22 protein-coding genes and 1 pseudogene are annotated in these 25,719 nt (G+C 55.5%); 14 read left to right on the top strand and 9 right to left on the bottom strand.

Annotated elements, in window-relative coordinates; genetic code table 11:
- Positions 1-122 precede the first annotated feature (122 nt).
- A complete protein-coding gene (locus AACW30_RS27540; protein WP_106579280.1) occupies positions 123-452 on the top strand; it encodes a PA4575 family protein in 330 nt (109 codons plus the stop codon).
- Between the two features lie 4 nt (positions 453-456).
- Here AACW30_RS27540 and AACW30_RS27535 read toward each other — a convergent pair whose 3' ends face one another.
- The gene (locus AACW30_RS27535) at positions 457-2,277 is read right to left on the bottom strand and encodes a hypothetical protein (RefSeq protein WP_179676702.1); all 1,821 of its coding nucleotides are present in this window, start codon (positions 2,275-2,277) and stop codon (positions 457-459) included.
- Positions 2,278-2,442: 165 nt separating this feature from the next.
- On the opposite strand from AACW30_RS27535, the gene AACW30_RS27530 reads away from it, so the two are divergent.
- On the top strand, positions 2,443-2,931 hold the full coding sequence (locus tag AACW30_RS27530) for a TIGR00645 family protein (protein ID WP_200623902.1): 489 nt from the start codon (positions 2,443-2,445) through the stop codon (positions 2,929-2,931).
- A 15-nt stretch (positions 2,932-2,946) separates the two neighbouring features.
- Here AACW30_RS27530 and AACW30_RS27525 read toward each other — a convergent pair whose 3' ends face one another.
- The 8 genes and pseudogenes from AACW30_RS27525 to AACW30_RS27490 all read right to left on the bottom strand — a co-directional run bounded on the left by AACW30_RS27525 (position 2,947) and on the right by AACW30_RS27490 (position 10,089).
- Complete coding sequence (locus AACW30_RS27525) at positions 2,947-4,380, bottom strand: ArnT family glycosyltransferase (RefSeq protein WP_169367650.1); 1,434 nt, start codon at positions 4,378-4,380, stop codon at positions 2,947-2,949.
- Positions 4,381-4,507: 127 nt separating this feature from the next.
- Positions 4,508-5,533 (bottom strand): hypothetical protein, encoded by a 1,026-nt coding sequence (locus AACW30_RS27520; RefSeq protein ID WP_179676704.1) that lies wholly within the window; start codon positions 5,531-5,533, stop codon positions 4,508-4,510.
- A 106-nt stretch (positions 5,534-5,639) separates the two neighbouring features.
- Positions 5,640-5,894, bottom strand: a complete 255-nt coding sequence (locus AACW30_RS27515; RefSeq protein WP_119740999.1) for a DUF6124 family protein — start codon at positions 5,892-5,894, stop codon at positions 5,640-5,642.
- Between the two features lie 457 nt (positions 5,895-6,351).
- Positions 6,352-7,005 carry an RraA family protein gene (locus tag AACW30_RS27510; RefSeq protein WP_200623901.1) on the bottom strand — a complete coding sequence of 218 codons (654 nt, stop codon included), beginning with the start codon at positions 7,003-7,005 and terminating at the stop codon, positions 6,352-6,354.
- 27 nt (positions 7,006-7,032) lie between these two features.
- Positions 7,033-8,088: an NAD(P)-dependent oxidoreductase gene (locus AACW30_RS27505; protein ID WP_200623900.1), complete on the bottom strand. Its 1,056-nt coding sequence runs from the start codon at positions 8,086-8,088 to the stop codon at positions 7,033-7,035.
- A 64-nt stretch (positions 8,089-8,152) separates the two neighbouring features.
- Positions 8,153-8,362, bottom strand: a complete 210-nt coding sequence (locus AACW30_RS27500) for a hypothetical protein (protein ID WP_200623899.1) — start codon at positions 8,360-8,362, stop codon at positions 8,153-8,155.
- 702 nt (positions 8,363-9,064) lie between these two features.
- A pseudogene (locus AACW30_RS27495) lies at positions 9,065-9,679 on the bottom strand (integrase arm-type DNA-binding domain-containing protein); the annotation flags it as partial.
- Positions 9,680-9,813: 134 nt separating this feature from the next.
- Positions 9,814-10,089 (bottom strand): hypothetical protein, encoded by a 276-nt coding sequence (locus AACW30_RS27490; protein WP_200623898.1) that lies wholly within the window; start codon positions 10,087-10,089, stop codon positions 9,814-9,816.
- Positions 10,090-10,479: 390 nt separating this feature from the next.
- Between AACW30_RS27490 and AACW30_RS27485 the strand changes: the two genes are divergently transcribed.
- The 12 genes from AACW30_RS27485 (at position 10,480) to AACW30_RS27430 (ending at position 25,561) form a co-directional block, all read left to right on the top strand.
- The gene (locus tag AACW30_RS27485) at positions 10,480-13,020 is read left to right on the top strand and encodes a type I restriction-modification system subunit M (protein ID WP_200623897.1); all 2,541 of its coding nucleotides are present in this window, start codon (positions 10,480-10,482) and stop codon (positions 13,018-13,020) included.
- The gene (locus AACW30_RS27480) at positions 13,013-14,278 is read left to right on the top strand and encodes a restriction endonuclease subunit S (RefSeq protein ID WP_200623896.1); all 1,266 of its coding nucleotides are present in this window, start codon (positions 13,013-13,015) and stop codon (positions 14,276-14,278) included. The genes AACW30_RS27485 and AACW30_RS27480 overlap by 8 nt, the downstream gene beginning before the upstream one ends.
- The gene (locus AACW30_RS27475; RefSeq protein WP_200623895.1) at positions 14,271-14,540 is read left to right on the top strand and encodes an AlbA family DNA-binding domain-containing protein; all 270 of its coding nucleotides are present in this window, start codon (positions 14,271-14,273) and stop codon (positions 14,538-14,540) included. The genes AACW30_RS27480 and AACW30_RS27475 overlap by 8 nt, the downstream gene beginning before the upstream one ends.
- Complete coding sequence (locus AACW30_RS27470) at positions 14,537-17,800, top strand: type I restriction endonuclease subunit R (RefSeq protein ID WP_200623894.1); 3,264 nt, start codon at positions 14,537-14,539, stop codon at positions 17,798-17,800. The genes AACW30_RS27475 and AACW30_RS27470 overlap by 4 nt, the downstream gene beginning before the upstream one ends.
- Positions 17,801-18,508 (top strand): M48 family metallopeptidase, encoded by a 708-nt coding sequence (locus tag AACW30_RS27465; RefSeq protein WP_200623893.1) that lies wholly within the window; start codon positions 17,801-17,803, stop codon positions 18,506-18,508.
- Between the two features lie 301 nt (positions 18,509-18,809).
- The gene (kwaA, locus tag AACW30_RS27460; protein ID WP_200623892.1) at positions 18,810-19,400 is read left to right on the top strand and encodes an anti-phage protein KwaA; all 591 of its coding nucleotides are present in this window, start codon (positions 18,810-18,812) and stop codon (positions 19,398-19,400) included.
- The gene (gene kwaB, locus AACW30_RS27455; RefSeq protein ID WP_200623891.1) at positions 19,397-20,362 is read left to right on the top strand and encodes an anti-phage protein KwaB; all 966 of its coding nucleotides are present in this window, start codon (positions 19,397-19,399) and stop codon (positions 20,360-20,362) included. Before kwaA ends, kwaB begins: the two co-directional genes overlap by 4 nt.
- Positions 20,363-20,980: 618 nt before the next feature.
- Positions 20,981-21,517: a LasR-specific antiactivator QslA gene (locus AACW30_RS27450; protein WP_200623890.1), complete on the top strand. Its 537-nt coding sequence runs from the start codon at positions 20,981-20,983 to the stop codon at positions 21,515-21,517.
- 1,067 nt (positions 21,518-22,584) lie between these two features.
- On the top strand, positions 22,585-23,991 hold the full coding sequence (locus tag AACW30_RS27445) for a YfjI family protein (RefSeq protein WP_150596481.1): 1,407 nt from the start codon (positions 22,585-22,587) through the stop codon (positions 23,989-23,991).
- Positions 23,978-24,331: a hypothetical protein gene (locus AACW30_RS27440; RefSeq protein WP_150596482.1), complete on the top strand. Its 354-nt coding sequence runs from the start codon at positions 23,978-23,980 to the stop codon at positions 24,329-24,331. The genes AACW30_RS27445 and AACW30_RS27440 overlap by 14 nt, the downstream gene beginning before the upstream one ends.
- Positions 24,315-25,295 (top strand): integrase domain-containing protein, encoded by a 981-nt coding sequence (locus tag AACW30_RS27435; protein ID WP_150596560.1) that lies wholly within the window; start codon positions 24,315-24,317, stop codon positions 25,293-25,295. Before AACW30_RS27440 ends, AACW30_RS27435 begins: the two co-directional genes overlap by 17 nt.
- Entirely contained in the window at positions 25,292-25,561 is a 270-nt protein-coding gene (locus tag AACW30_RS27430; protein ID WP_150596483.1) for a hypothetical protein, read from the top strand. The genes AACW30_RS27435 and AACW30_RS27430 overlap by 4 nt, the downstream gene beginning before the upstream one ends.
- Positions 25,562-25,719 lie beyond the last annotated feature (158 nt).

The raw sequence follows: 25,719 nt of genomic DNA, 5'->3' as shown, positions 1-25,719 counted from the left end.
ACAAGCTTGGTTTGTACTGGTTTTCTTCTATTCTCACTTCAAGGGATATCCACAGGAGTCGCTGGACAGAGACAGCCTTGCCCTGCGCGAGGTTGAACACCGATCTACCGAGGGTCGCCGCCATGCCGCGCAACCTTTGCCTTACCCGCCAATGCCTGGGCCTGGTCACCCGTATCGAATGCTCCATTCGCCCTCTCGCCGGGGATAACGGGATGTGGACGCTGTTGTTTGCTGCCGGGATGACCGGCGAACAGCCTTCCACCATCAAGTCTCAAGGCCCGTTTCATGGGCCCTTCGTGGCAGAAACCATTCTGGGATCGATCGTCGAAAGCTTGACGCTGCACGGCTACGAGCTGGCGGACGACCCGCAGATCTGGTGCCTGCACCTGCAGGCACATCTGCGGCAACTCAATGGCGGGCGAGCCCAGACGCTCAGTGATATTCGCCACTGAGCGTTTATTTGCTGTCGGGCTTGTCCAGTTTGACCTCAAAGCCGTATTGCACGGTGTCGAGGTCGGTGCGCTGGTAGCTTTCCAGGCTGGTCGGCTGGCCGTAGAAATAGTGCACGTCAAACAACGCTGTGCCGTATTCCTCGGCACGGTGGCTGACGCCGAGAATTTCCTTCAGGTAATTGCCGCTCGCGTCCTTGGCGTAGAAGCGCCAGCTGTCGGCGGGAAATTCCTTTTGATCGACGATCAATGCGTTGTCCTTGAGCGACAGGCCCTTGGGCAGCTTGGCAACGTCGATCGTGGCTTTCTCGATGGTGGCGAGAAACAGCGGAATCGAGCCCACCACAAACGCCGGGGTTTCCGGGAACAGGTTGAGATCGTAGGTGAGCGTGCCGGTGGCGGCGTTCAGCTCGAAGGCCTCGGCCGGCAGCTCGATGGGCTCGCCGCGTTGACCTTTGTCGTCCGCCGCAAAGAAGGTGATGGGCGCGTCGCTGTTGTTGCGATCGGCACCGACCAGGTCGTCATTGAAGGTGAACGGGTGGTCAAAGACAATCTTCGCAGCGCTGGCGTCTTCGGTTGATTGGCTGATCGTCACGCTGTTTTTCAGCTGGTCTTCCGTCATTGCCGCGTCTTTGAGCCAGCTGGCAGCGCTGTCGTCGTACACGGTGACCGGCATCGGCAAGGCTTGCACGGTCTTTTGCAGGCTGTTCTTGTCAAAACGCAGCACCGGCAGGTCGAGGTCCTTGCGGGTGACGGTGGCCTTGGAAAAATCCAGGACGTCGACCTGCAGGGTGTCGATCAGGCCATTGAAATACACCTTGGCGTAATGGCTGCTTTGTTTGTGCTCGAAGGCTTTTTGCTCGTCCGTCAGCTGTTTTTCAAAGGCCTCCGACCAGGCTTTCTGCTTTTGCATCTCGGCCAGTTGTTTCTCGTAAAACGCCACTTGCGCGGCATTTTCGTTGATCGAGCCTGAGCGGGTGAGAAATTGCCCGGTGCTGTCGCGCGCCTGCACCAGCAATGGGTTTGGCGATTCGTCGCCGACTTCCGGCGCCAGGGGCTCGCTGTTGGTCAGCTCGATCTCGGCGTAGTTTTTCTCAAGCAGCAGCAGGTTGAGGGTGATGTTGCCCTCGGTGCGTTTGTGGCCCACGTCTTTTTTCGACAAATCGAAGGTCAGCACTTTGCCCGGCGCCATCACCTCGACCGCGCCCTTGAGACTGACGGGCTGCGGCTGGCTCTTGTTCTCGGTTTCTACGCCCTCGATAAACGGGTAAGTCACCGTCAAGTCATCGGGGTTGGTCAGGTTGGAACTGCTCGGGCTGAGCTGGATACCCGGATCTGTTTCCGACCATTCGGGCTGAAAGGGAATGACCTTGTTGTTGCTCAACGTCACCGACTGCCATTCAAGGCCGTGGGGGAAGGGGAATTGGTCCGGGGTGTTGAAGTTGAAGGGGAACACCGGCTGCAAATCGGTCAGGTAGTCGGAATGCGAGGCTTTGCGCAGCACGAACAGGCCATTGATGTAGGTGTCCACCAAGGCCTGGGGCGTGGGGTAGTGCTTGAGCAGGGCCAGGGTGTCTTCGCCGTATTCGGCTTCGATGGGCTTGTTGGCGAGCTTGACCCGCGCCCGCTCCAGCAACAGCAGCGAGCCACCAAGGTCGGCGATGGCGTCTCTGAGCTTGGGGTCTTGAATGCTGTCCAGCGATTGTTCGAACTTCGCGGTTTTCTCTTCGAGGGTGGCCTGCTTCTGCTCTTCTTTGGGCGAGCAGCCGCCAGCCATCAGCAACACCGCACACAGGCCGAAAGTGGCCAAAGGGGATCGCACATCCATTATTCGAGTCTTCCTGTTCGTCAGCATCGAGCCGATTTGATGGGCTCGACACTAGCAGAAAAATTCTCTTACAGATGCCGCTCAGGTCAGTTTTCTCGCGGTTACAGGTGTTTGGTAGCGGCTGGTATACTCGCGGCCATTTTTAGCCAGGCTGTGTGAGATTCAATGGAACGCTTTATCGAAAATGCCATGTACGCCTCGCGATGGCTGCTGGCGCCGATTTATTTCGGCTTGTGCCTGGGGTTGCTGGCGCTGGCGCTGAAGTTCTTCCAGGAAGTGATTCACCTGCTGCCGAGCGTGTTCTCGATGGCCGAGTCCGACCTGATCCTGGTGCTGCTGTCGTTGATCGACATGGCCCTGGTCGGCGGCTTGCTGGTGATGGTGATGATTTCCGGCTACGAGAACTTCGTCTCGCAGCTGGATATCGATGAGAGCAAGGAAAAGCTCAACTGGCTGGGCACCATGGACTCTTCATCGCTGAAGATGAAAGTGGCGGCGTCTATCGTGGCGATCTCGTCCATCCACCTGCTGCGTATCTTCATGGACGCCAAGAACGTCGATCCGCAGCATTTGATGTGGTACGTGATCATCCACATGACCTTTGTGATCTCGGCGTTCGCCATGGGTTACCTGGACAAGCTCACCAAGCACTGATGCCCCGCGCCAGCCTTACTGCTCGACGAAGTAGTAAGGCTGACGGTTGATCGAGATTTCCTTGATCACCGTGACCTTCTCGGCCAGTTGCTCCGTGCGGTCCAGCAACGCGATGTTGCCGGGCTTGGCCGTGAGATAGCTGCGCAGCTCAGTTTCGGTTTGCAGGATCGGCAAGTAGGCCTGCAGATAGAACACGCTGGCCCCGGCGATACGTTCGTTGGGCTGGAACAGCACCACGTCCTTGCCTTGGGCCTGGTAGGCCTGAACCTCACTGATGACGGGCACAAACGACTGGCGCACGTCGGCTTTGGGCGCAAACCAGAACGCCGCCGCCAGGTAACAGGCTATCGCCAGGGTGAACACGCCACCGATCACGCCTCGGTGGACGCGGTACAGCGCCGGTTTGTTGGCTTTGAGCCACGCCAACAATACCCCTGCGTATTCCGCTGCCAGTACGGCGGCGGCAGGCGTGAGTGCCATCAGGTAAACCACGCGCTTGCTCGAAGCCAGGGTCAGCAGGGTGAACTGCGCCACCAGCCACACGCTGAAAAACAGCCGGTAGCGGTTACGCACCAGGCTTTTGCGAAAGTGCCACAGGCCCAGGTACACCAGGATGTTCCACGGCAGGAAGGCTTCGGGCAGTTTGGCGATGTAGTAGTAGAAGGGTTCATAGTGCCCGGCCTCGACAAACGAGCCGCTGAAACGCCCGACGCTGTTGGTCCACAGCACTTCGGCCACAGCCTGCATGCCGCCGCGCTGGAACAGGAAGCTCAACCAGATGAGCAACGGCACCAGGGCCAGCAGCGTGAACAGCGCTGGCTTGAGCCAGTCGCCAATGCGCACACGCTTATCCATCACGCTGGTGCTGGCCAGGTACACAAAGATCACGATGCCCGGCATCGCCAGGCCCAGTACACCTTTACTCAGGGTCGCGATGACCATGCCGACGGTGAACAACGCCCAGGCCCACGTACTTGAACCTTCGCGGTCCGGCCGCACAGCTTGATAGAACGCCAGCAGCGCGGTGGTCACGCCGAGGCTGAGCAGCGAGTCTTCCCCCACGCCCCGCACGTTGCCCCAGTAACTGGCCATGGTTGCCAGAATCAGCGCCGCGCAGAATGCCATTGGCTTGGGCCGTCCAAACTTGCGCAGCATCGCGTAAAACAGCATCACGCTGAACAGGCCGGCAAATGCCGACGCCAGGCGCACGGCCCACGTCGTGCCGCCGAACAGGCGAATGGCGCCGGCGTCCAGCCATAGGCTCAGGGGCGGTTTTTCCAGGAAGGGTTCGCGGAACAGGCGCGGGATGACCCAGTCATTGTCCAGGTGCATGGCCATGGCGATCCCGGCGACGCGGGCTTCGGTGGAGCCTTGCAGCTCATGGCCACCCAAGGCAAAGAAGAACAACAAACCAGCGAGAAGGAGCAGCAGAGGGGCGGGACGCGTCATGGTTTCTGGCTACCGGAGCAAGGGACCGTTCGGGGGAACGGCCGTGGCGATCGGCTAGTATCTGCCAGCACTTCTGAACATTTCATGAATGAGTGTCAGTTTTTTGTAAGGCTGGCCGACGTGCAACTCAGGGCAGTTTCAAGCTTGGCACGGCTGCCTTGCCTTGCGCTGTGAGTACCGGCTCCAACTGCTCCCAGGTGAAAGACAAGTCATTGTCGCAGCCGTCTCCCGTGGCCGGTGTCGAGAGTTGCAGGCCTTGGGTGTTGAAGCTCAGGTCAAAGGAGGAATAGCGGTTGATGGCCGGGCAGCCCTCGTCAGTGGTGGTTTGCTTGGCCAGCCAGCGGCTGAATGCGCTGGGCAGCTTGATTTGGCCGGAGTACGGGCTGTCCCATTCTTCGCGCCCACCCAGCCAGGTCCACGGGTCTACGCTGTCGCCGGTTTGCAGGTTCCAGCTGTGCAAGCCCCAACTGATGCCGCCGCGACCGTAACCGGCTGTCCAGCGGTAAAACCGCACGGTGATCCACTGCGACGACCAGTAGAAGGGCTCTACGGTGATTTCACTGGTTGAGGTGCTGCCGCTTTGATCCAGCGCGTTGCGCCGCTCGCGGTAGAAGTCTGCCTGGCCGTCGGGACTGATTGCCAGGCGCGCCAGGTCGCGGTTGATCTTCTCGATCGCCGGCCCGTCGCCTTCGAGTTTCAAAGTGACCTGCCCGCCCTGGGTTTTCACCTGGTAGGCGTGCTCGCCGAACGTCTTCTTCTCGACCGTCACCGCCGGCGGCACCGCCTCGAGCGGGTTGTTATAGGTGTCGCTGGCGCAGCTGTCCGAATCCGCCCGCTTGAGCGCCAATGCCAGGCTTTTACCGCCCAGTGTTTTACTCCAGGTTCCCGTCAGCGTGTCGCCTTGCGGTTCGTCCAGTTGCCAGAAACCGGTATTGCCCTCTTCGGCCCACGGCTCGCTGGCGTTGGCTTGTGTCAGCTGGATGGGGGTGAGAATGCGCTGGTAGTAATAACTGCCATTGGCCCCGTGAGCCCCGTTGAAACAGGCCGTAATGGAGGACTTGCCCAGTGTGCCTTTCCAGACACCTGCCAGGTCGGCAGCAGAGACGAGCAACGGCGCGCAGGCGAGCGCGAGGACAGCGAGAGGCTTGAGCACGGGTATCGGACTTCCGGTTGTCTGATAAAGGCCGTCAGGGTAATGGGAAGTGCGAGGGGTTTCCAGAGGGCGAGGCGTTGTGAGGCGGCTCGCCCTTTTACGTCGCTTAGGGCTGAGGCGTGTGGCTGGGGAAGGGGTGGGTGCTCAACACACGGTCGATGAGTAGCTCGCCCAAAACGGTCAATTGCTGAGCGGCCAGCAGCGTGTGGCGATGCGAGCCTTCAAGCTTGAAGGCCAGGTCTGTGGTCATGGCGTTCAGGGAGGCGAGGGTTTCGCTGGCTTGGATCAGCAGGGTTTCGGGATCGACGCCTTCAGTAATTGTGAAGAGCGTTGTTGGAGGATTGGGGGTGATTTTTTTCATGGCGCAAACTCCTTGATTGATGGAGTCGCCAGACATCGCTGCTAAACGAAAAGGGTGGCGACTGTACGCGGGTTAGCAGACCAGGAATCAAGGAACCCAGCGCACCCGAAAGTGCCCCACGCACAGCCGCCATAATGCAGTCCAGCGGATGCTGGACAGGTGGTGGCGTTGCAGGCCTTGATATTAACCGAGCTGCTAAACCCGGTCGCTGATTTTGCAGCGACTGGGGGAGGTTAGCGGGGAGGGGAGAGCGCGGCCAGTTCACCAACAGCGCGACATATCGAAGGAAAAATCCGAAGGCCCGCCGGCTGGGCTTTCCACCCTCCAGAAACAACAAAACCCGCACTGGGCGGGTTCTGTTGATGCGTCGAATGGGTAAATACCCACTGCAATACCGTGCGAAATGGCATTTCACTTGAGCACCCACAGACACACTCGCCATCAGTCAACGCTATCGTCAGCTACGTGGGGTTTGGAGTGCGTGGTAACCATAGTCGGCCCGAGCCTGGCGCAACGGCACGCCTGCCTCGATAGCCGCGCGGATATGCTCTTCGGCCTGGTGGACTTCTTCGGCCACCGCCAGCACTTCGCTCAGCGAACCGGCCGGAATCACCACCAGGCCATCGCCATCGCCGCGCAACCAATCATCCGGTTGTACCCGCACGCCGCCCAGCGTCACGGGCGCCTGGATCGCCTCAACACGCACCCGATCCTTGCCGGTGCGCATCCAGTTACCCCGGGAAAAGATCGGGTAATCAAGCGCCAGCGCACGGTCGACATCGCGGCAGATACCGTCAATCACCGTCCCGGCCAACTGCTTACGGGCGGCGGTAGAGGTCAGCAAGTCGCCCCACACGGTGGTGTCGAGCCGCGCCTGGTTGTCGATCACCACCACCTGGCCGGCCTCAAGGTCGTCGATGTAGTCCCCCACCGAACCGCCATCCCGGCCAATAGGGCCGTAGCGCAGGGTCCAGGCTTTGCCGGTGAGATTGAACGTGCGATCCAGGGGCATGATGTCGGTGCACTGGCAAACGATTTTCAGGCGGTCCATCGCATCGCTGAGGTCGGTGCAACTCAGGGCGTTCAGACGGGTAAAAATAGAGGTTTGCATGGTGTGGCCTTCCTTGTGTCCGATAGGTTAAAGCACGCTGGCGGCGTTACTGAATGCATGGATCTTGTCGACGATCTGGCGCGATGCCGCCCTGATTGCCGTGGTGGTATTGCCGGCGATATGTGGCGTCAATTGCGCGCAGGGAATGCCGGTCAGTGGCGACTCGAACCGGTCCTTTTCCAGGGCAAAGGTATCGATGGCGACCGCCTTGATATGCTTGGGAAACTGGCGCATGAAGGCTGCCAGCTGGTGTTCGTCGACGATCCCGCCGCGTGCGGTATTGATCAGGATTGAACCTGGGCGCATCTGCCGGAACTCGGCAGTGCCGAACAAGCCTCGGGTCAGCGTGGTGAGCGGGACGTGGATCGAAACGATGTGCGCCTCGGCCAGTAACTGCGCAAGGTTTGCTCGTCGCTCAAGCTCAAGGCTGCGTGCCACCTGTTCGGTGAAGCGCTCCGACCCGGTGGCGATCACCTTGATGCCCAGCGCCGCCGCCTTGCGTGCCACCTGCCGGGCAATGCTGCCGGTGCCCACCAGCCCAAGCGTGAGTTCGGCGTATTCGGGGGTAGGTGCCAAGGTGCCTTTTGCCCAATGGCCGTTGTGGGTTTGGGCGTTGTAGTAATCCAGGTCGCGAGACAGAAACAGCGTCTGGGCCACGACGTACTCGGCAACAGCGGTCGCGTTGGAACCTGGCGTGTTGAGTATCGCCACGCCGCGCTGCTCGCACTCAAGCCGATCAATATGATTAACCCCGGTGCCGGCCTGGGCAATAGCGCGCAGTGGCGTGGCCAACGCGGGCGAGCTGGCGGCGCGGATCAGGCTGGCGCCCAGGGGGATGTTCAAGCGCGTCTTGAACACGCTGTAACCCCCGGCCCGACTCACGGCGGCAATAAAGGCAGGCTCGTCGTGGCAGTTGATCTCGGCATATTGAATGCGCGTGGTGTAGTGCTGCCGGATGCGCTCTTTGTCTGCGAAATAGTGCAGGTTGAGGGTGACGGCCATGCCCAGCTCAAGAAAGCGATCAACTTCCTCAAACAGTAACGGTGGGCCGGGGGCATCGAGTATCAGGGTAGTAAATGCCATACAGTTGATCCTCTTGGAGGGTAGCGCCTGCCGATACCCAGGTTGCCCTGGGTATCGGGGCTGATCACCAGGTGAAATGGTGGGCGCTGATGGGATCGACCAGACCTGCATCGGTACTCACGGCCGCGAGGAACCCGCTGTAGAAATCATTCAGCGATGAAGACTGGATGAACTCGGGATTGCTCTTGGCGTAGATAAGAAACAACCGATAGATTCTCAGGTTCTTTTCCTTGCGGTAGACCTCTGCCTTGAGGCTAGGCCACAGGTTGAGCAAGCTGCCTTGTCCAGATACGACAGCGTATCGATTTCGGCGTAGATCCTCAGGCAGGCGCGAGTGTGAGGGGTTTGCGAAGCATCATCCGTGTTTGCCTTGAGTGCGTGCTCCAATGCTCGCCATAGAACGTCATGCAGTAACGCAGGGTTGGTATGGCCGATTGATGGGCGAGTTGATGCATTTTCCAGTATGGAGTTGATCACATGATTCATGGGTTCAAGCCTCGATAATTACAAATCCCTTATTTGCATTGCGCCAAACAGGCACAAGCAAAATCATCAATGTCCTAGGCTTAACCCACTGCGTCGCAACGAACGGAACTCACCTGTTCGCCGACAGAAAGCCCCCCTTGTCGGTACCGAAAAACGGTAAAAATTGAAATAACTCGTTACATCTTTGAGCAATAAAGCATGTCCCCGTTTTCCCGACAAAAGACCTTTTTGGAATAAACGGCATCAAAAAAATGATAGGGAGCTATTCAATATTGTTGGATGAAGTTCTGATTTTGAGCGCCGATATTTTCTTAAGCGTCTGTTTTTTCGAGATGAAAAAAGCTAAAAGAAAAAATAGCCAGAAAAGCGTTGGTGCAACGGCGAGGTATTTTTTAGAGGGATATGAAAAAAGTTTCATGAGGCGAACAGCCGCTCTCCGCTCCCATACATGCGCCTTTATATGATCCAAATGAACTCTCGGAGGTTAAATACGCCCGTTGGCGCTTTGAACCTCGTCTTTAACGACATGCGCCAGCGCGACTTCGATCAGCTCCGGATCCCACCCATGCTCATTCAGGACGGTGCTGGCCATGGAGCGCATGCGGTGGCTGACCAATCGGTCCTGAAAACCCATGCGTTTCAATGCCATGTTGCCGGTCTGGCTATTGGCGACCATCGGGGCATTCACTTCTGATAAGGGCGTTGATTTCATGCTCGGACATACACGCAGCGTGAGTGAGCACCAGATGTCTTCGGCATATGCGGGAGTGACGCAATCCTTCTTCAATTACGCGGTGGCCACGTTCTCGAACGTATATTGCGTGTCCGCTCGTTTAGCTTCCTGTAGCTCATCGCGTTGAGCTTTGGGGCCGATACCCTGCGCAAACAGCTCTCTGGCCTCAACGGTTTTCTTCCTGGCTTGCGCAAGAAAAACCTCGGGGTATGAGCCGAGTGCCATGTTGATTCGATTCTTGGTGACGTGCATCGAGCGATTGACTCTGACACGCAGCTGAAGCCCGTCGCCATCGGTGAGGACGTCTTCCTTGTCTCTCGGTTTGATCGCCTTGAGCTGGCGGTCGGAGAGGGGCGGCTGGTTTGAGCGCACATGAGAAGTACTCCATGACACCTTTTGGTATTCCCAGGATTAGCCCTAGGTAGCCGGGAATACCATTGGGAACACCAAACTGCCTGGAGTTCAGAAAACCTGGAAAGCCTCCAGCAGCCCTGAAACCCCCGTATTCACTGGATTTCAGGCACAAAAAAAGACGTCCGTGGACGTCTTTTTTTGATCATTTGGTGGGCCGGGGTAATCTGAATTCGGTCGGTAAGATATTGATTTAGAACATTTATATCTTTTTTTATTTTTGTTTGGAATACCAATTGGAATACTGCACTCCACTTGACCACCCGCTTGCATTCGATTTTACCAGAACGCTTCGTAACCATGATTGGCAGTGAACTGCCCATAACCGCGCTTCGCGCTGCTAGACAGACCTGCACGTTTGAGTCGGTCATCCGCCAAACCTGCGCGGATTTTTGTAGGTCACCTGACCGCTGGCGATCAGTTCCTGCCGTTGCTCTTTGGTCAGGTGCAGCGTTTTCGCCGCAGTTTCCTGAGCATGCCGAGTAGGCGCGCCTTCTGGCTTGGTCGCTAAAAAACGCAGCACTGGTTCGATGACTGGTCGTAAGTGGGAACGGGCATCTTGCTTCCCATTGGCGGAGGTGTTTATCGGGGTGAGTCACCTGAGCAGCTTGCAGGAGAAGGTGAAATCTCAGCTGACCAGTTGAGCTCTATCGAGGAACTTAGTGGGGTATCCTATGGCATTTTTGCACGGACATCTCTCAGGTGTTTCGTTGCCCCCAATTAGCGCACCGTTCGACGTTATGACAGGAATCTGAATACTTATGGCAAGCGCCAAATTGACACTCGCACGGCTTGAAAACCTGCTGCTGACTGCCTGTGACGACTTACGCGGCAACATGGATGCCAGTGAATACAAGGAATACATTTTCGGCATGCTGTTCCTCAAGCGTGCCAGCGATCTGTTCGATCAGCGCCGCGAAGAGATTGCCGCAGAGGGCAAGGCTGTAGGCCTGAGCGATGCGGATATCCAACTCAACCTAGAAGATCCTGATCAGTACTCCGGCAAGTATTTCTTTGTGCCGGAGCGGGCTCGATGGAGTCAGAGCTGGGTCGATAGCACCTGGAACCTCCATCCAGCGCTCAAGCACGTCAAAGAAAACGTTGGCACTGCACTCAACAAAGCGCTTGAAGCGTTGGAAGAGGCCAATCCAGAGGCCTTACAGGATGTGCTTAAACACATCAACTTCAACAAGAAGATAGGCCAGAACACGCTGGATGACGACACACTGGTCAACTTTATTCAGAACTTTGAAAAAATCCCGCTGCGCGACGAGGACTTCGAATTTCCAGATCTACTGGGCACTGCATATGAATGGCTGATCAAGCATTTTGCCGACTCTGCAGGTAAGAAGGCTGGCGAATTTTATACCCCAGCTGAAGTGGTGCGTATCTGTGTTGAGATCTGCGATCCCCAGGAAAATATGAGTGTGTACGACCCTACTGTTGGGTCGGGCGGCATGCTGATCCAGGCGCGTGATTACCTGCGCGAGTGCGGGGCGGATGCATCCGAGCTGGCGTTGTACGGTCAGGAAAAGATGGGTACCACCTGGTCCATCTGCAAAATGAATATGCTGCTGCATGGCATTTCCCACGCGGTGATTCGTCAGCAAGATACCCTGCGGGAGCCCCAGCATCAGGCCGAAGATGGTCAACTCAAGCGCTTCGATCGCGTGTTAGCCAACCCGCCGTTTAGCCAGAACTACATCAAAAAAGACATAAAATTCCCCGGTCGCTTTCCGGTGTGGATGCCTGAAAAAGGCAAAAAAGCCGATTTGATGTTTGTGCAACATATGCTAGCCGTGCTCAAAAACGATGGCCGGATGGCGACGGTGATGCCCCATGGTGTGCTGTTCCGCGGCGGCGAAGAGCGTGAGGCGCGCAAATACTTTATTGAAAAGGGTTATCTCGAAGCAGTAGTTGGCCTGCCGAGTAATTTGTTCTATGGCACTGGAATCCCTGCCTGCATTCTGGTGCTGAATAAGGCAGGGGCGGCTGAGCGTGACCACGTGCTGTTTATCAACGCCGATCGTGAATACCGCGAAGGTAAGGCTCAGAACCATCTGCGGCCCGAAGATATTGACAAGATCGTGCACGCTTATCGCGCCGGCCAAAATATTCCTGGTTATGCGCAGCGAATTCCGGTGGCGGCGATTAGCGCTGAAGACTACAACTGCAATATTCGCCGCTATGTGGATAACGCTCCGTCGCCCGAGCCCCACGATGTGCGGGCCCATCTGCATGGCGGTGTGCCTGTCAGCGAGATCGATGCGCTGGGGCACTTTTGGGAAAACTATGTTGGGCTGCGTGAGAGCTGCTTTGTGCCTCGTACCGCACCCGCCAGCGGCGTGGCTTACGCTGACTTATCGACTGAGCTGCAAGATAAGCGCTCCATTGCCGATTACGTCAATGCACACCCTGGAGTCATCCAACGCCAAACTCAATTTATGTCCGAGTTGCATAGCTGGTGGCAACAGCACCTGCCTATCGTTGAAGCACTGGCACCGGATACCACGAACCAGCAAGCTCGTGCCAACAATGTCTACCAGATGCGCGCCACGTTGCTAGACAGCGTCGAGCGCATCTTTGACCATCAGCACTTGCTGAACCGATATCAAGTGCGCGGCGCGTTCGCTAACTATTACAAGTTGCTGGCTGCCGACTTTAAATCCATCGCAGCCAGTGGTTGGGGGCCGGAGCTGATTCCCAACGAGGATATCCTGCAGAGCCAGTTTCCGGAACTATTAGCCGAACTGGAACAACAGTACAGCCGTCTGGCCGAGCTGCAAGCGTTGTTCGCCGCAGCGGGCGAAGAAGATTTTGAAGATACTGATGACAGTGGTGTGCTGCCACCTGATGAAGTGAAGACTCTCAAGGCTAGCCTGAAAGAAGCCCGTGGGTTGATGAAACTGGCCAAGCGCGATACCAGCTTTGGTGACTGGAAAAATCACCAAAGCGAGGCAGAACGCATTGAGGTACAACTGGCTCGTCATAAAACGCTAGAAGACGAAGCGAAACGCCTTAAGGTTCTGATCAAGGCGACGGAGCAAAGCCGCGATGAGTTGGTGGAAAAAGCCCGAGAGAAGATCAGCAGCGACGAGGCCCGTGTGGTGATTGTCGAGCGGCTGGGCAAGGTGCTGTTCGACAGTTACCGCCAATATCTACGAGCCGATCAGCGGGCCTGTGTTGCTTTGATTGAGAATCTGTGGGGCAAGTATGCGGTGACTGCCAAGCAGATTGAGGCAGAGCACGATGAGGCTGCACAGGCATTGCAGAGCTTTATGATGGAGTTGGGGTATGAGTGATTTATCGTTTGTACCGCTCACGAGGTTTGCCGATGTCACCATGGGGCAGTCGCCGGGAGCTGAACTCTGCAACACAGATGGCAAAGGGTTGCCATTTTTGCAAGGATGCGCAGAGTTTGGTGCGAGTAATCCACAGACTTCAGTCTTTTGCGACCCACCTTTACGTACGGCGAAAGCTGGCTCTGTATTGATCAGTGTGCGTGCGCCGGTTGGCACGATGAACTATGCCGATCAGGACTATTGCATTGGCCGTGGACTCGGCTCCTTTAAGGCCAAGCCAGGTCTATCGAACACTGTTTTTTTGAAGCACGCGGTAGAACACTGTAGTGGCTATCTGCACCGGCGCAGCCAAGGTTCCACATTCGCTGCCGTCTCGACTGGAGACGTACAAACCATACCGATACCGGTATTTACTTTTTTGGTGCAGAACAAAATCGCCAAAATATTAATAGGCATCGACACTGCCATCGAAAAAACAGAACACTTGATTGCCAAATACCTGCAGATCAAGGCTGGTTTGATGCGCGATTTGTTCACTCGTGGTGTATTACCAAATGGTCTCCTACGGCCCTTCGAAAAGTCAGTACAGACTCCATTCGGGAAAATGCCGTCAGAGTGGCGTCTAGGATCAATTCTTGAACTAACCGATTCGCAACGACAGCCAATTCTCACTGGACCTTTTGGGGCCGATCTTGGTAGTTCGGATTTCGTAGCAGAGGGGATCCCAGTTCTTAGAATTGGAAACGTTCAGCAAGGAAGGCTTGATCTGGATGACCTGCTTTATGTTTCAGTTCGAAAGGCCGCCACACTGAGCCGTTACCGCATAAAAAATGGTGATTTGCTGTTTGCCAGGCAAGGTGCGACGACTGGTAGAAATGCCTTGGCGGATGAGCGTGTCGAGGGCTTTTTAATAAACTATCACGTGATTCGAGTGGCCCTAGATCATGGCCGTTGTTCGCCGTTGTTTGTTGAGGCGGCATTCGCGAACGAGATAGTTATGCGTCAAATCGAGCGAGACAAAGGGCGAGGCACTCGTGAAGGGATCAACACGGCCCAATTGACGTCACTCGCGTTTCCTATTGCTCCTTTAGCAGAGCAACGGTTGATTGCTGGAATTCTCTCTAAACACAATCGATTTCTATTGTCAGCCGAAGCCAAACTTCAAGTACTGCAGAAGCAGAAGCGCGGATTAGTACAAGACCTCCTCACTGGTAAAGTCCCCGTCAAGGTTGATGCCCCGGAGACAGCCGATGCCTAACAAGCTGCCCATAAACTTCAACGATCTGTTGCGCCAGCACACGGTGGAGGGCGAACGTATCGAATACAAGGCGGGCTGGAATCCGGACGCCATTCTTCGCACGCTTTGCGCCTTCGCCAATGACTTTGAAAACCTGGGCGGCGGTTATGTGGTGATTGGGCAGGATTGCGATGCCAACGGTCAGCCGCTATTTCCTCCGGTGGACCTGACCGCCACAGGCCAGCACTGGTTGCAGACCAATAGCCAAAGAAGCACACGATGAGTGAGTACAGCGAAGTCGAACAGCCCTTTCTGCAGCAGTTGGCCGAACAGGGTTGGACGGTGGTAGACCAAGGAACAAGTATTCCGCAGAGCGCACACGGAAGCTTGCGTACTAACTTTCGCCAATGGTTGTTGCCCGAAGTATTCAATAACGCCGTCCGGGAGAACAACCGCACGGATGAAGGCCAGCTGTGGCTGACCGATCGGCAGCTGGAAGATTTACGCAGCCAATTGCTGCGCCAGCCCAACCGTACCCTGCTGGAAGCGAATGAAACGATCCAGGCTTTGCTGTTTAAAGCGCAGGTAGATATCAATGAGCTGACCGGCGAAGCCGATCCCGTGGTGCGGCTGATCGATTTCAAAACGCCTGAAAATAACCAGTTCCATGCTATCAATCAGTTCCGTATTGATACGCCAGGGTGCGTAAAGGACTTCATCATTCCGGACATCGTGCTGTTCGTGAATGGGATCCCCCTCGGAGTGGTCGAATGCAAAAAAGCCTCTCACACCTGCGCCAATCCAATGCAGGAAGCCTTCGTGCAGTTACAGCGCTATATGCGCAAACGCCCCGAAACCCAAAATGCTGGACTAAAGGAGGGTGAACCGGGCCTGTTTCACAGCAACCTGCTACTGATCCGCAGCAGCGGTCTGCAAGCGGATTACGGCACAATAACTTCGGAAGAGGAGCATTTCTATACCTGGAAGACGCTCTATCCGCAGGACGATGCGGGACTCGAAGGATTAAACCCGCAGCAGCAACTGATCGCCGGGATGTTGAGTCGAGCCAACCTGCTGCAGATCCTGCGCACAAGTTCGGTGATCATGGATAACGATGGTGGTTCTCGTGTGAAGGTGGTATGCCGCTACCAGCAATTCCGTGCGGCGAGAAAAATCATGGAGCGCCTGCGTAAAGGCTCCACGGCCATGGAACGCAGTGGTGTGGTATGGCACACCCAGGGCTCGGGGAAATCGCTGACGATGGTATTTCTGGCGCGGATGCTGCGGGCTAGCCGTGATCTTGCTGACTACAAGATTGTGTTGGTCAATGATCGGCAAGATCTGGAAGAGCAGCTAGGCAAAACCGCGACATTGATTGGTGGGCGGGTTAATGTGATCGAGAGCCGTCAAGCGTTACGGCAACACCTGGCCACCGAAAGTTCTGACATCAATATGGTCATGGTGCACAAGTTTCAGGAACACAAACAGACCTTGAGTAATACCGTGGCTGAGGCGCTGGGTACCTACCTGGCCATACCGGCAGGCAAGACCTTTGGTGTGGTCAATCCTTCAGAGCGGATCATCCTGATGATCGACGAGGCGCACCGAACTCAAAGTTCGGATTTGGGTGAAAACCTGTTTGAGGCTTTTCCCAATGCCACTCGATTGGCCTTCACCGGCACTCCGTTGCTGACCGAGCGCCACGGTGAGCGCAAAACCCGCAAACGCTTTGGTGAGTACATCGACACTTACCGGCTGATGGACGCGGTCAAGGATGGCGCCACCCTGCAGATTTTATATGAGGGTAAAACGGCTGATAGTGCGCTGAATGAAAAACATGCTTTTGATGAGGCCTTTGAAGACCTGTTCCGCGACCGCAGCGAAGAAGAGCTGCTGGCGATCAAAAAGAAGTATGGCGCTACCGGCGACATCCTGGAGGCCGAGAACCGCATCAACGCGATTGCCCGCGACCTAGTTAAGCATTACGTCGACAACATCTTGCCCAACGGTTTTAAGGCGCAGGTGGTGTGCCATTCCAAGCTGGCCTGTGTGCGCTATCAAGCAGGTATCAAAGCGGCGTTGTCCGACCGCATCAAACAAGAACAGGCCGGGGCACTGCCTGACGCAGAACTGATCCGACGGCTGAGTTTTTTGAAAACAGCCGTCGTGGTGTCGTCAGACGGCACTAACGAGGCGGCGTTCATCACTGATGCGCGCAAACAGGCCGTGCGGATGAACGCGGTTGATAATTTTTGCCGTAGTTTCGATTTTGACGATCCGGACAAAGAGCACACCGGCATCGCGTTTCTGATTGTCTGCGACATGCTGCTGACGGGCTTCGATGCGCCCATCGAGCAGGTGATGTACATCGACAAGAAACTGCGCGAGCACACCTTGCTTCAAGCTATTGCCCGTACTAATAGGGTCAAGAGGGGCAAGCAGCGCGGCTATATCGTAGATTACATCGGCTTGGCCAACCATCTGACCGATGCGCTGACGCTGTACGCAGCCAGTGATGAGCTACAAGAGCTGCAGGACGGTATGCAAAACATCACCTCCGAGTTGCCGGTGTTGGAGGAGCGTTATCAACGATTACTGCAACATTTCACAACCTTGGGTGTGAATAACATCAAGGCCTTTGTCACGGGTGCTTTACCCTCATTGGATGCCGATGCAGCGGTGGTGCATGAGGCCGTCAAGGCCCTGAAGGATGAAAAGCAACGGGCGGATTTCGAGGTTTACCTCAAGAAATTTTTGATGAGCCTGGACATCATTTTGCCTCACTCGTCTGCACAGCTCTACCGCGTCCCCGCCAAGCGTTTTGGTTATATCCTGCAAGTCACCAAGGAGCGCTACAAAGATTCCAGCCTCGATTTGGGCAGCGCAGGTGAAAAAGTGAAGGCGTTAATCAACGAGCACTTAATTAGCCTAGGAATTAACCCCAAGATTGAACCGGTGGAGCTATTAGCCGAGGACTTCCTGGAGAAACTCAATGCCCATGCTGGTAAAAACAGTGAGGCCAAGGCCAGTGAGATGGAGCATGCCATCCGTAAGCATTGCACTGTCCATCATGATGAGGATCCATCCTTCTTCAAGAGCCTGTCGGAAAAGGTTGATGCCCTCATTGAGAAGCACCACGACGAGTGGGATTTGTTAGCGGAAAAATTGGCCGAACTTAGAAACCAAGCTATCGCTGGCCGTCAGCAGGGCGAAGAGGGGATGAGTAAGGAGGTGACGACCTTCTACGAGCATATCGTCCAGGTTGGCTTTCCAAACGGCACAGTTGAAGGTGGGGATAAACCCAAGTTCAAAGCATTGATGGGCGTTACGGTGGAGATTTTGCAGGAAACGATTGCCAGCATTGATTTTTGGCAAAATCCGGACAAACAAAAGCGTGTTCGAGGACTGCTCAAGGCTGAAATCACTAAAGCGGGCATCGAGGAACTCAAGCAGAATCGTGAACGCGTGGCAATTGAAGTCATGAAATTGGCCAAGAACCGTCATGATGAGCTAATCCGAGCCCTGCGCCGGGGAGACGCATAAATGCTACTTCGTCAGGTTCGAGACATCGAGTATCAGTTACTGCCAGGCTCAGACCGCCAGACTACAGATATCGTGATTGAGCGAGATGGTTTGATCACAGTGCGCCCACCCAGGCGTATGACCCCTGAGCAGGTGGATGAAACCGTACTCAGCAAACGTATGTGGATCTATCGCAACCTTGCCGATTGGCGTGACCTCAACGCCACTCGCGTGACACGTGAGTGGGTCGGTGGCGAGTCTTTTCTGTACCTGGGCAGCAGCTATCGCCTGCAGCTGGTGCAAGAGCAGGATGAGTCTCTGAAACTCAAGGATGGACGGTTCTGCCTGTTGCGGTCCGTTGTAGAAACGGGGGGGCACGAACTTGCGCAGCAGATCTTTGAATCCTTCTATAAGGAAAAAGGTCTTGCCCGGCTGAGCAAGCGGGTTGCTTTCTTCGCCAGCAAGGTGGGGGTGACGCCGGGCAATGTTCACGTTAAAGATATCGGTTACCGCTGGGCATCCTGTCTGAAAAACGGAGATTTGCATTTTCACTGGAAGTGCCTGATGGCTCCGCTGACCATCATTGACTACATAGTCGTTCATGAGCTGTGTCACTTGCATCATCGTGATCATTCTGATGCGTTCTGGAATGAGGTCGACAAGGTGCTACCCGATTATCGCGACCGGAAGGAGTGGCTGCGGGGGCGTGGAGCTGGTCTTGACCTTTAACGAGTAAGCGAAGATTTACCTTTGCATGCGCGTTGCCATCTCAACTTTGCCCAGACGTCTGAGGATCAGTAGTACGCTCTCCTTCAGGTAAAGCTGCGCAACCCAGCGTTTGACTGTCTCCACCATCTACCTTGCCGCACTGACACGCTGCCTTGGAGTCTGGGAGCCAAGCCGCCCAAAGCTGGAGGTTTGTCAAATTGACCCAGCTTAGTGTTTGGCTAGAGTGCACCGTGCCAGCATTGTGCTACTCTGCGCACGGTTGCGGCGAATTATCCGCTGCCAAGCCAGGGAGCGGCCACTGATGCACAATCGCGAGCGACAGCTACGGTTTCGCCAATCCGTGATGAAGTTTGAGCTTTATATAATATCGCTCTGGCTCCTATTTGTCTTAATGATCGTTGTCAAAGTTAATTTTCCGATTTGCTTTGGTGCGGATTGTCATTACATCGGTACCAAGACGTTGATCAGTACCAATGTTCTTCCAATTATATCCTTGATATTGATTGCGGTCGTTGCGGTCTGCTACTTTCGATTTAAATACAGATTGCAGTCCAATGTCGGCTTGCCAGTTATTGCGAAGAAAGTGGAGGACTTGAGTTACGAACATCTGACCTTCCTGACGACCTATATTGTCCCCCTGATTTGTTTTAATCTAGATAATATTCGTTACATCATGGCTTTGTTCATATTGCTGATTGTGATCGGGCAGATTTACGTTAAAACCGATAAGTTTTACGCTAATCCTACATTGGCAATATTGGGCTTCAGGCTGTACAAAATTGAGGTCGACGGTGTCAGCAAGGTATTGATTACGACTCACCGAATCGCCGAGTCAGACAAGATTGTTTTTTCTACAATTGACGAGAAGTTCGTATCTGGAAGGAAAGCATGAGCATTGACGCACTGAGTCTGACCGCACAAACCTTAGCAACCGACCCTCAAACTGTGGGGATCATGTTTTTCATTTTGAAGCAGCAAAACCAGTTTGTTGCTCGGAAGGTGGAACTATCTGCCGTTGCCCAAGCCGCACTTACCGCTGAAGTGAAGCTTGAACTGGAAGAGTTTTTTGAAGGCAGCTACGTATTGAGAGATCTCACCGCCGCTGACCAGCGTCAGGATGCCATTTACCGTTACAACCTTCAAAACTATCCTCCACAAGTGGAACGGCTCATTGAGACGCTTGACGCAGCCGCCGCGATCCCTGACTTTAATCACGCTAACGACCAAGTTACCGACCTTAAGGCCATCGTGGTGGTACTCGGCAATGGCATCGATACCTTGGCAATCTATAAGCATCATTACCCAACAAATACCTTTCGACGGAATGGCTTCAGCTTATTACGCGTGGGTATAGGTCAGGATCGATTCGAAAAGCTGAATCAAGATATTATACGAATGGGTCACACGATTGACTTTGTTTACGATGGCGCTGAGGTATTCGTTACCAACTTCAAAATTCTTGAAAAATTCTTTGGTTACAAAGAAGCTATGAAAGCTGACGCGATTGTTAAGCTTGAAACACTTGCCGGTCGCGATATCATTGAAGGTATCTCCCTGCTAAGAGAGAGAATTAGTGTTCAAGGTGATGTGACGTTTGCCAAAAAGGTGATAAGAGCAATCGCTCATTCCAGGGTACTCGACACTGTTGGTAATGATCAGATTATTCAGTTCATTAAGCAGCACCACAGCCTCAGCAAGAAAATCAAAATCAACGACCTTGAAACTCGAATCATAATTGAAACCAAAGTTTCTCAGAATTTCTTCATGAAACTTCTTAATGACGACTACCTGAGGTCTGAGCTTACCAATTTTGAATATGACGCGGACAATAAGGACTTGGTGGAGGCCCCGTAGGGGGCGTAGAGCGGTAGGAGCCGCCGATAGCGCGACTCGCTATTTTTAACCAGAAGTACTGCGATCAACGAGTCGCTGAGTTGTCGCTAATTTCCTATATCCATTCGACGGTCTGCTTTTGGCCGTTTCTGCCCGACGCTACCCGTCGCTACCCTCGGCTGCGGGGAGTGGACTGGCTTCAGATAGGCATCGAGACTTTGGACGGTTATGTCTGGCCGACAGTTTTCATTCAGATGCCGAGCTTATTGGTGCTGCACGCTTGTGTTGTTCCGGCTTCACATTTACGCTTTGCTCCGTCGCGGTCAATCCCGTGGCCGGGTGTCAGAACCTGAATTGTTCGAGGCGCATAGCGCCATAGCCAGCGATTAAGTGCTTACAGAGGCTTAGCTGCTGCTTTTCTATGGCGGTCCGTGCGGGGCAGGCTTCGGCCTGGCCGGTTCCCTCGGACGCCGGTTTCTGACCCCCGTACGGTCCGCCACCCATTTCGTGTCAGAACGGCTGGGTGGACGGCTCCTTAACTGTCCGAGGAGATAAGGAAAATGACCTGTCCCCCTTTTAAGCTCGTGCGCCGCCCTGGCCGTTTTTTTAGTACCGCAAACTATCTCGGAGGATTCCGTGATGTTTGATCTCTCGCTTCTCATTGGCCTCCCCAAACCCAGCAGCATCGATACCGCGTTGCTTACCCCTGAAGATGCCGCGATTAAACTACGGCAGGCTGCCACTCTTCGGCTTAATGGAGCACAGAGTATTCTGCTTCATTTTCCGCAAGACGTTGAGCTGGCGGTAGAGCTGTTGGATGGCGCGGCAGTGCTATTCGACAAGGCATTCCGATATCTGTCGGGTATCCCTGCTCAGCGCGTTCATCAACAGATTGGTGAGTACGTCTCTGTCCCTTCCGCTGAAGGCTGTCCCGGTATCCGAACACCATGGGGCAATGAATTCCGCCCGATGATTGAGGACGGCGTTCGGTGTGCTGAGACCTGGCTCGATGGCTCATCATTGCCGCTGTGGTGGGCACTGGCGCAAAACCGAAAGCATCATCGTCCAGGTGATCCCCAAGAAGCATTTGAAGCAGGTTTTCTGCTGCGATTGCAGCAAACGCTGATCATGCGACGTGATGCAGTCACTTCCCAGTCACGCAGCATCGATGCCTGAGTTTGTAATTGACGTTTGAGACTTTGCTTTTCCCGCCAAACCCTCCGATTAAGCGATCTTTGATCGCGCCGATCGGAGGGTTCACTCGCTTTTCCTTGCAGCCACCGCGTTCCCCTCTTTCATTTCAAATTTGATCAGCGCCAGCCTTCTTTTACCCGTCAGTAATTGCTCGTGATCTGTATCGGGCGCAGGGCCATTTCAGTGTCAAAGCGGATCCTTTCGTTGGGCATGGATATAGGTACGGCGACAGCGGCGACAGTGGCGACAACTCGCGTATAACGTGGTCTGGAGCATGGCGACAGAAGTGGCGACAGTCGCCACTTTCTCAGCGCATTGGAGGTGCCGCTTGACCGCCTTTTCGAGTGGGTATAACAATTGGCGCACGGATCGCTGTCGTTGACAGCTCCTGCCCAGGTAGCCAGAACCTTTAAGGCTACGCCACTCGCGTGGTGGTTCTTCCCCAAGTGCGATTAGCGTCCGGCGGCTCGCACGGTCACTCCCAAGAGTGATGGATGCCTACTCGACCAATCTGCCTACTGCGGCAGACGATGGACCTTCCTCGCTGCACTGCAGCAACCTCACCTCTCGGCACACTTCGCTGCGCCAATCCGCGCCCGTCTCTTTCTTTTGGAAAGAGACGGGCGCTCGTACCACTGCTGCAAGCCACGTCGTACAGGGCATTGCCGCAACTCTCCTCGTGACAATCGGCCTGACAAATCCGATTCGTCGCCATCCGCAACGACACAGGCACCGGTGCCGCAGCCAATGGAAAGGCTGCATCTGACTGACAGTCAGGCATGCCCCAGGTGTCCATGTCGTTGCCTTCTCCTACTCCAGATCTCCAGGTGCCGAACTCGTCAGTCGGCACAGCCTCTACCCGCCCGCATCTTCGGATGCGACTAAGGAGGCCAGATTCATGGGTTATGCCCTCGCTCCCGGTTGTAAGGAGCCGTTTGTTCCGCGTCAGTGAACACCTCACAGGCCGCAGGGGCCTTGATCCCTGATAACACTCAACAGTCGTGGCGGGACTACGTGAGGACAACTAGCAATGATTGAGGAGAGGGCCCATGCAGCAGTTAGATCCGAAGCTTGAACTACCACGACCACCTCAACCGTTGATTGAGTCGAACCCCGTGCCCCAGCCTTATCCCGTACAGGCACTGGGTGGGATTCTCGGGCTTGCGGTGGAGCGCATGGCCGAGGTCATCGGCGTGCCCCAAGCACTGGCAGCGCAATCGGTGTTGGCCGCCTCGGCCCTGGCTGCCCAAGGTCATGCCGGCTTACAGCTCGACGGGAGAAATTATCCCCTGTCGCTGTACCTGATCACGGTGGCAGCTTCGGGGGATCGTAAAACGGCGGCAGACCGATCTGCATTACTGCCAGCACGGCAATGGGAGCGAGAGCAGTGGCAGCGCTACCGTGAACAACTCGCCCGGTACCGTGTCGCGCAGCGACAGGCGCAGCGTATCAACCCTGGCGATCCCAACCCCACAAACGGCGTACCGCTTGAAGCGGAGCCCTCTGCACCTAGGCTGATCACCACGGATCCGACTATCGAGGCCCTGATCAAGGGACTCTGCCATGACTTGCCGAGCATGGGCCTGTTCTGTGACGAGGGGGGACAATTCCTCGGTAGCAGCACCATGAGTCGGGATAACCGTTTGAAAGCGGTCACGACCTTGTCGTCACTCTGGGACGGCAGTCCGATAGATCGCGCGCGGTCTATGGTGGGTGAAAGCTTGCGAGCTTACGATCGACGCTTAAGCCTGCACCTGATGCTGCAACCGTATCTAGCCATGCAGTTACTCAGTGACCCATTGCTGCAGGGGCAAGGCATTCTCGGTCGCTGCCTCATGACCTGGCCCACCAGCCTGGCCGGACAACGCAGTTACCAGGCTGTCGACTTGTCCAAAGACCCCGCCCTAAAGCGATATCACCACCGTCTTTCGGCCTTGTTTCATCAGCCTTGGTCACTTTCCGCTGACGGTGCCTTGCGGCTATCACCGCTGACACTCAGCCCGTTAGCCCGCCGTCACTGGATTGATTTGCATGATGCCATCGAAGCTCAACTGGGTGAGTTTGGTGAGCTGGCCAGCGTGCGGCCCAGCGGATCGAAGGCCGCCGACAACCTGCTGCGCGTCGCCGGCATCCTGGCAGTGGTGGAGGAGAGCAGTGTCGTGGACGTCGACCATATCCAACGGGCCTCCACCTTGGTGGGCTACTACCTCACCGAGATCCAGCGCCTGACCGAACAGGAACCGGTGTGCCGGGTAAAAGAAGAGGCAGACCGGCTGCTGCGTTGGCTGCAGGTCAAAGATTGGAAGCGCTTCAGTATTCGGGAGCTGAACCGCAACGGTCCCCGTTTTGCCCGTAAGAGCAGTCGTCATACCGCCAAGCTGTTGGTCGAGTTGATTGATCATCAGTGGCTCATCACCGACGGCCACACCTTCGAGGTGCGCCATGTTCAATCTTGATGAAGCGCTGCGCAACCATCTGGCTCAGCGCCAAAAGGAGCCGAAAGCGCGGTTTGTCGCCGCGACTGTCGCCACTTTGTCGCCACGCTCAAAGCCAGACAAGGCAAGGGTTGTCGCCGGTGTCGCCGATGTCGCCATCACCCGTAAAGCTAGCACTACGACGACAGCCATCATCCAATGGTTGAAAAAGGAGGGCGCGCATCTATACGTCGCCGGCAATACGCTGTGTTTTCGCCCGACTGATTGGGCCCAGCTCGCTATTGTGAATGCACACTGGCGAGCCCTTTTTTATGAGCTCGCAGCAGTCGATCAGGAGCAGGAAAATGGCTCGGGTCGATAAGCGAGCGGGTCGTAATTTTGGCTTTGGTCGCCAGCTCAGCTATGCCGGACCGCAAGCACTGAAAGATCTATTTGGCGATGGCCATTTTGCTACCGTCAAAGCCCATAGCGATCGGTGGCAGGCCTTCGTGAATTGGTGTCGATCCGATGAAGGTCCGGGACTCAATGACGCGCGACAGATCGACCGTGAGATCCTCATGCGGTACGCCACGTATGTGCGTGAGCAGGTTGATCGGGGCAACATCGGCATTGCCACCGCGCAGAACCGACTGTCCAGCGTGAACCGAACGATGGCTGCGCTGCGCGGTGATCAGTACGTCAAAATCCCGAGTCCGAGTAAGGCGCTTGGCTTGAAGCGCTCAAGCGTGCGTAGTGAGGCTCCGCAAGGCCAAGACCGTGCGCAGGTGGAGTTGATCGCGCGGACGCTGTCAGATCGTCAGCAATCGAGGGTGAGTGCCATTGTGCTCCTCGCCCGTGAGACTGGTATGCGCCTGCGTGAAGCGATCTTGGCGGACCTGCCCCGTCTGCAACGTGAGGCCGGGCAACTGGGCAAGATCAACATCCAGGACGGCACCAAAGGCGGTCGATCAGGCGCGTCAGCACCGCGTTGGATCACGGTCACTGATCAAATCCGTGGCGCCTTGGATAGGTCCTGGGAGGCTTCACCCAGTGGCAGTCGGAATCTGTTAACACCTGATGAAAGCTACAAAGATTTCCTACAGACAATCGTGCGACCGGCACGGGACATCCTGCATGAGCATGGATTGAAAGGCTTTCATGAACTGCGGGCGGCTTACGCCTGTGAGCGCTATGAGCAACTGACCGGTTTCTCCGCGCCCATCAATGGCGGTCGTGGTCATCGAGAGGATCGAGCACTCGATCAGCGTGCACGCCTGCAGATCAGCCGCGAGTTGGGGCATAACCGCATCGACGTGGTGAGTGCCTACATCGGAGGTCGTCGATGAAGTCCGAGTTCGATATGGCGTTGTTTCTGAGTCCCGTACTCAAAGGTGCGCATGCCACGCGGCAGCGGCACATCAGGCAGGCCGAAAGGATGCACGAGGCGATTCGTGAGCGCTGGAGTTGTGAGACCCCCTGGTCCTGGAAGGAAAAGCACACCAGATGGTTTTTAGAGCACTATCTGCGTTACTCAGCACCAGCGACCGTCTATTACTATGAATTAACAGCAGGATTGATCCGCCGCAGAAAGGCGCAACTCGTGGTTCTCTGATAGACCTTTTAAGCGTGAGCCCCTGAGTATGGGAATGCGGAGCCTTCCCATACTCAGGGGCTTGGCTGAAGAGGCGCAGGCATACCAGAGATTTAGCGACAGTCGTCACTCCTGTCGCCCTGCTGCACGACACGGGTCGTAGCCGGTGGCGCATACCT

It is taken from the genome of Pseudomonas sp. MF6747 (genome assembly GCF_963890955.1).
Lineage (GTDB): Bacteria > Pseudomonadota > Gammaproteobacteria > Pseudomonadales > Pseudomonadaceae > Aquipseudomonas.
The sequence above is the reverse complement of the archived record's forward strand: the minus strand, read 5'-3'. Positions and strand labels throughout refer to the sequence as shown.

Bases quoted from the DNA above. Each gene is read 5' to 3' on its own strand.
- AACW30_RS27540 (WP_106579280.1), top strand. From the start codon at position 123: ATGCCGCGCAACCTTTGCCTTACCCGCCAATGCCTGGGCCTGGTCACC.
- AACW30_RS27535 (WP_179676702.1), bottom strand. From the start codon at position 2,277: ATGGATGTGCGATCCCCTTTGGCCACTTTCGGCCTGTGTGCGGTGTTG.
- AACW30_RS27530 (WP_200623902.1), top strand. From the start codon at position 2,443: ATGGAACGCTTTATCGAAAATGCCATGTACGCCTCGCGATGGCTGCTG.
- AACW30_RS27525 (WP_169367650.1), bottom strand. From the start codon at position 4,380: ATGACGCGTCCCGCCCCTCTGCTGCTCCTTCTCGCTGGTTTGTTGTTC.
- AACW30_RS27515 (WP_119740999.1), bottom strand. From the start codon at position 5,894: ATGAAAAAAATCACCCCCAATCCTCCAACAACGCTCTTCACAATTACT.
- AACW30_RS27510 (WP_200623901.1), bottom strand. From the start codon at position 7,005: ATGCAAACCTCTATTTTTACCCGTCTGAACGCCCTGAGTTGCACCGAC.
- AACW30_RS27505 (WP_200623900.1), bottom strand. From the start codon at position 8,088: ATGGCATTTACTACCCTGATACTCGATGCCCCCGGCCCACCGTTACTG.
- AACW30_RS27490 (WP_200623898.1), bottom strand. From the start codon at position 10,089: ATGACCGACTCAAACGTGCAGGTCTGTCTAGCAGCGCGAAGCGCGGTT.
- AACW30_RS27485 (WP_200623897.1), top strand. From the start codon at position 10,480: ATGGCAAGCGCCAAATTGACACTCGCACGGCTTGAAAACCTGCTGCTG.
- AACW30_RS27480 (WP_200623896.1), top strand. From the start codon at position 13,013: ATGAGTGATTTATCGTTTGTACCGCTCACGAGGTTTGCCGATGTCACC.
- AACW30_RS27475 (WP_200623895.1), top strand. From the start codon at position 14,271: ATGCCTAACAAGCTGCCCATAAACTTCAACGATCTGTTGCGCCAGCAC.
- AACW30_RS27470 (WP_200623894.1), top strand. From the start codon at position 14,537: ATGAGTGAGTACAGCGAAGTCGAACAGCCCTTTCTGCAGCAGTTGGCC.
- AACW30_RS27465 (WP_200623893.1), top strand. From the start codon at position 17,801: ATGCTACTTCGTCAGGTTCGAGACATCGAGTATCAGTTACTGCCAGGC.
- kwaA (WP_200623892.1), top strand. From the start codon at position 18,810: ATGCACAATCGCGAGCGACAGCTACGGTTTCGCCAATCCGTGATGAAG.
- kwaB (WP_200623891.1), top strand. From the start codon at position 19,397: ATGAGCATTGACGCACTGAGTCTGACCGCACAAACCTTAGCAACCGAC.
- AACW30_RS27450 (WP_200623890.1), top strand. From the start codon at position 20,981: ATGTTTGATCTCTCGCTTCTCATTGGCCTCCCCAAACCCAGCAGCATC.
- AACW30_RS27445 (WP_150596481.1), top strand. From the start codon at position 22,585: ATGCAGCAGTTAGATCCGAAGCTTGAACTACCACGACCACCTCAACCG.
- AACW30_RS27440 (WP_150596482.1), top strand. From the start codon at position 23,978: ATGTTCAATCTTGATGAAGCGCTGCGCAACCATCTGGCTCAGCGCCAA.
- AACW30_RS27435 (WP_150596560.1), top strand. From the start codon at position 24,315: ATGGCTCGGGTCGATAAGCGAGCGGGTCGTAATTTTGGCTTTGGTCGC.
- AACW30_RS27430 (WP_150596483.1), top strand. From the start codon at position 25,292: ATGAAGTCCGAGTTCGATATGGCGTTGTTTCTGAGTCCCGTACTCAAA.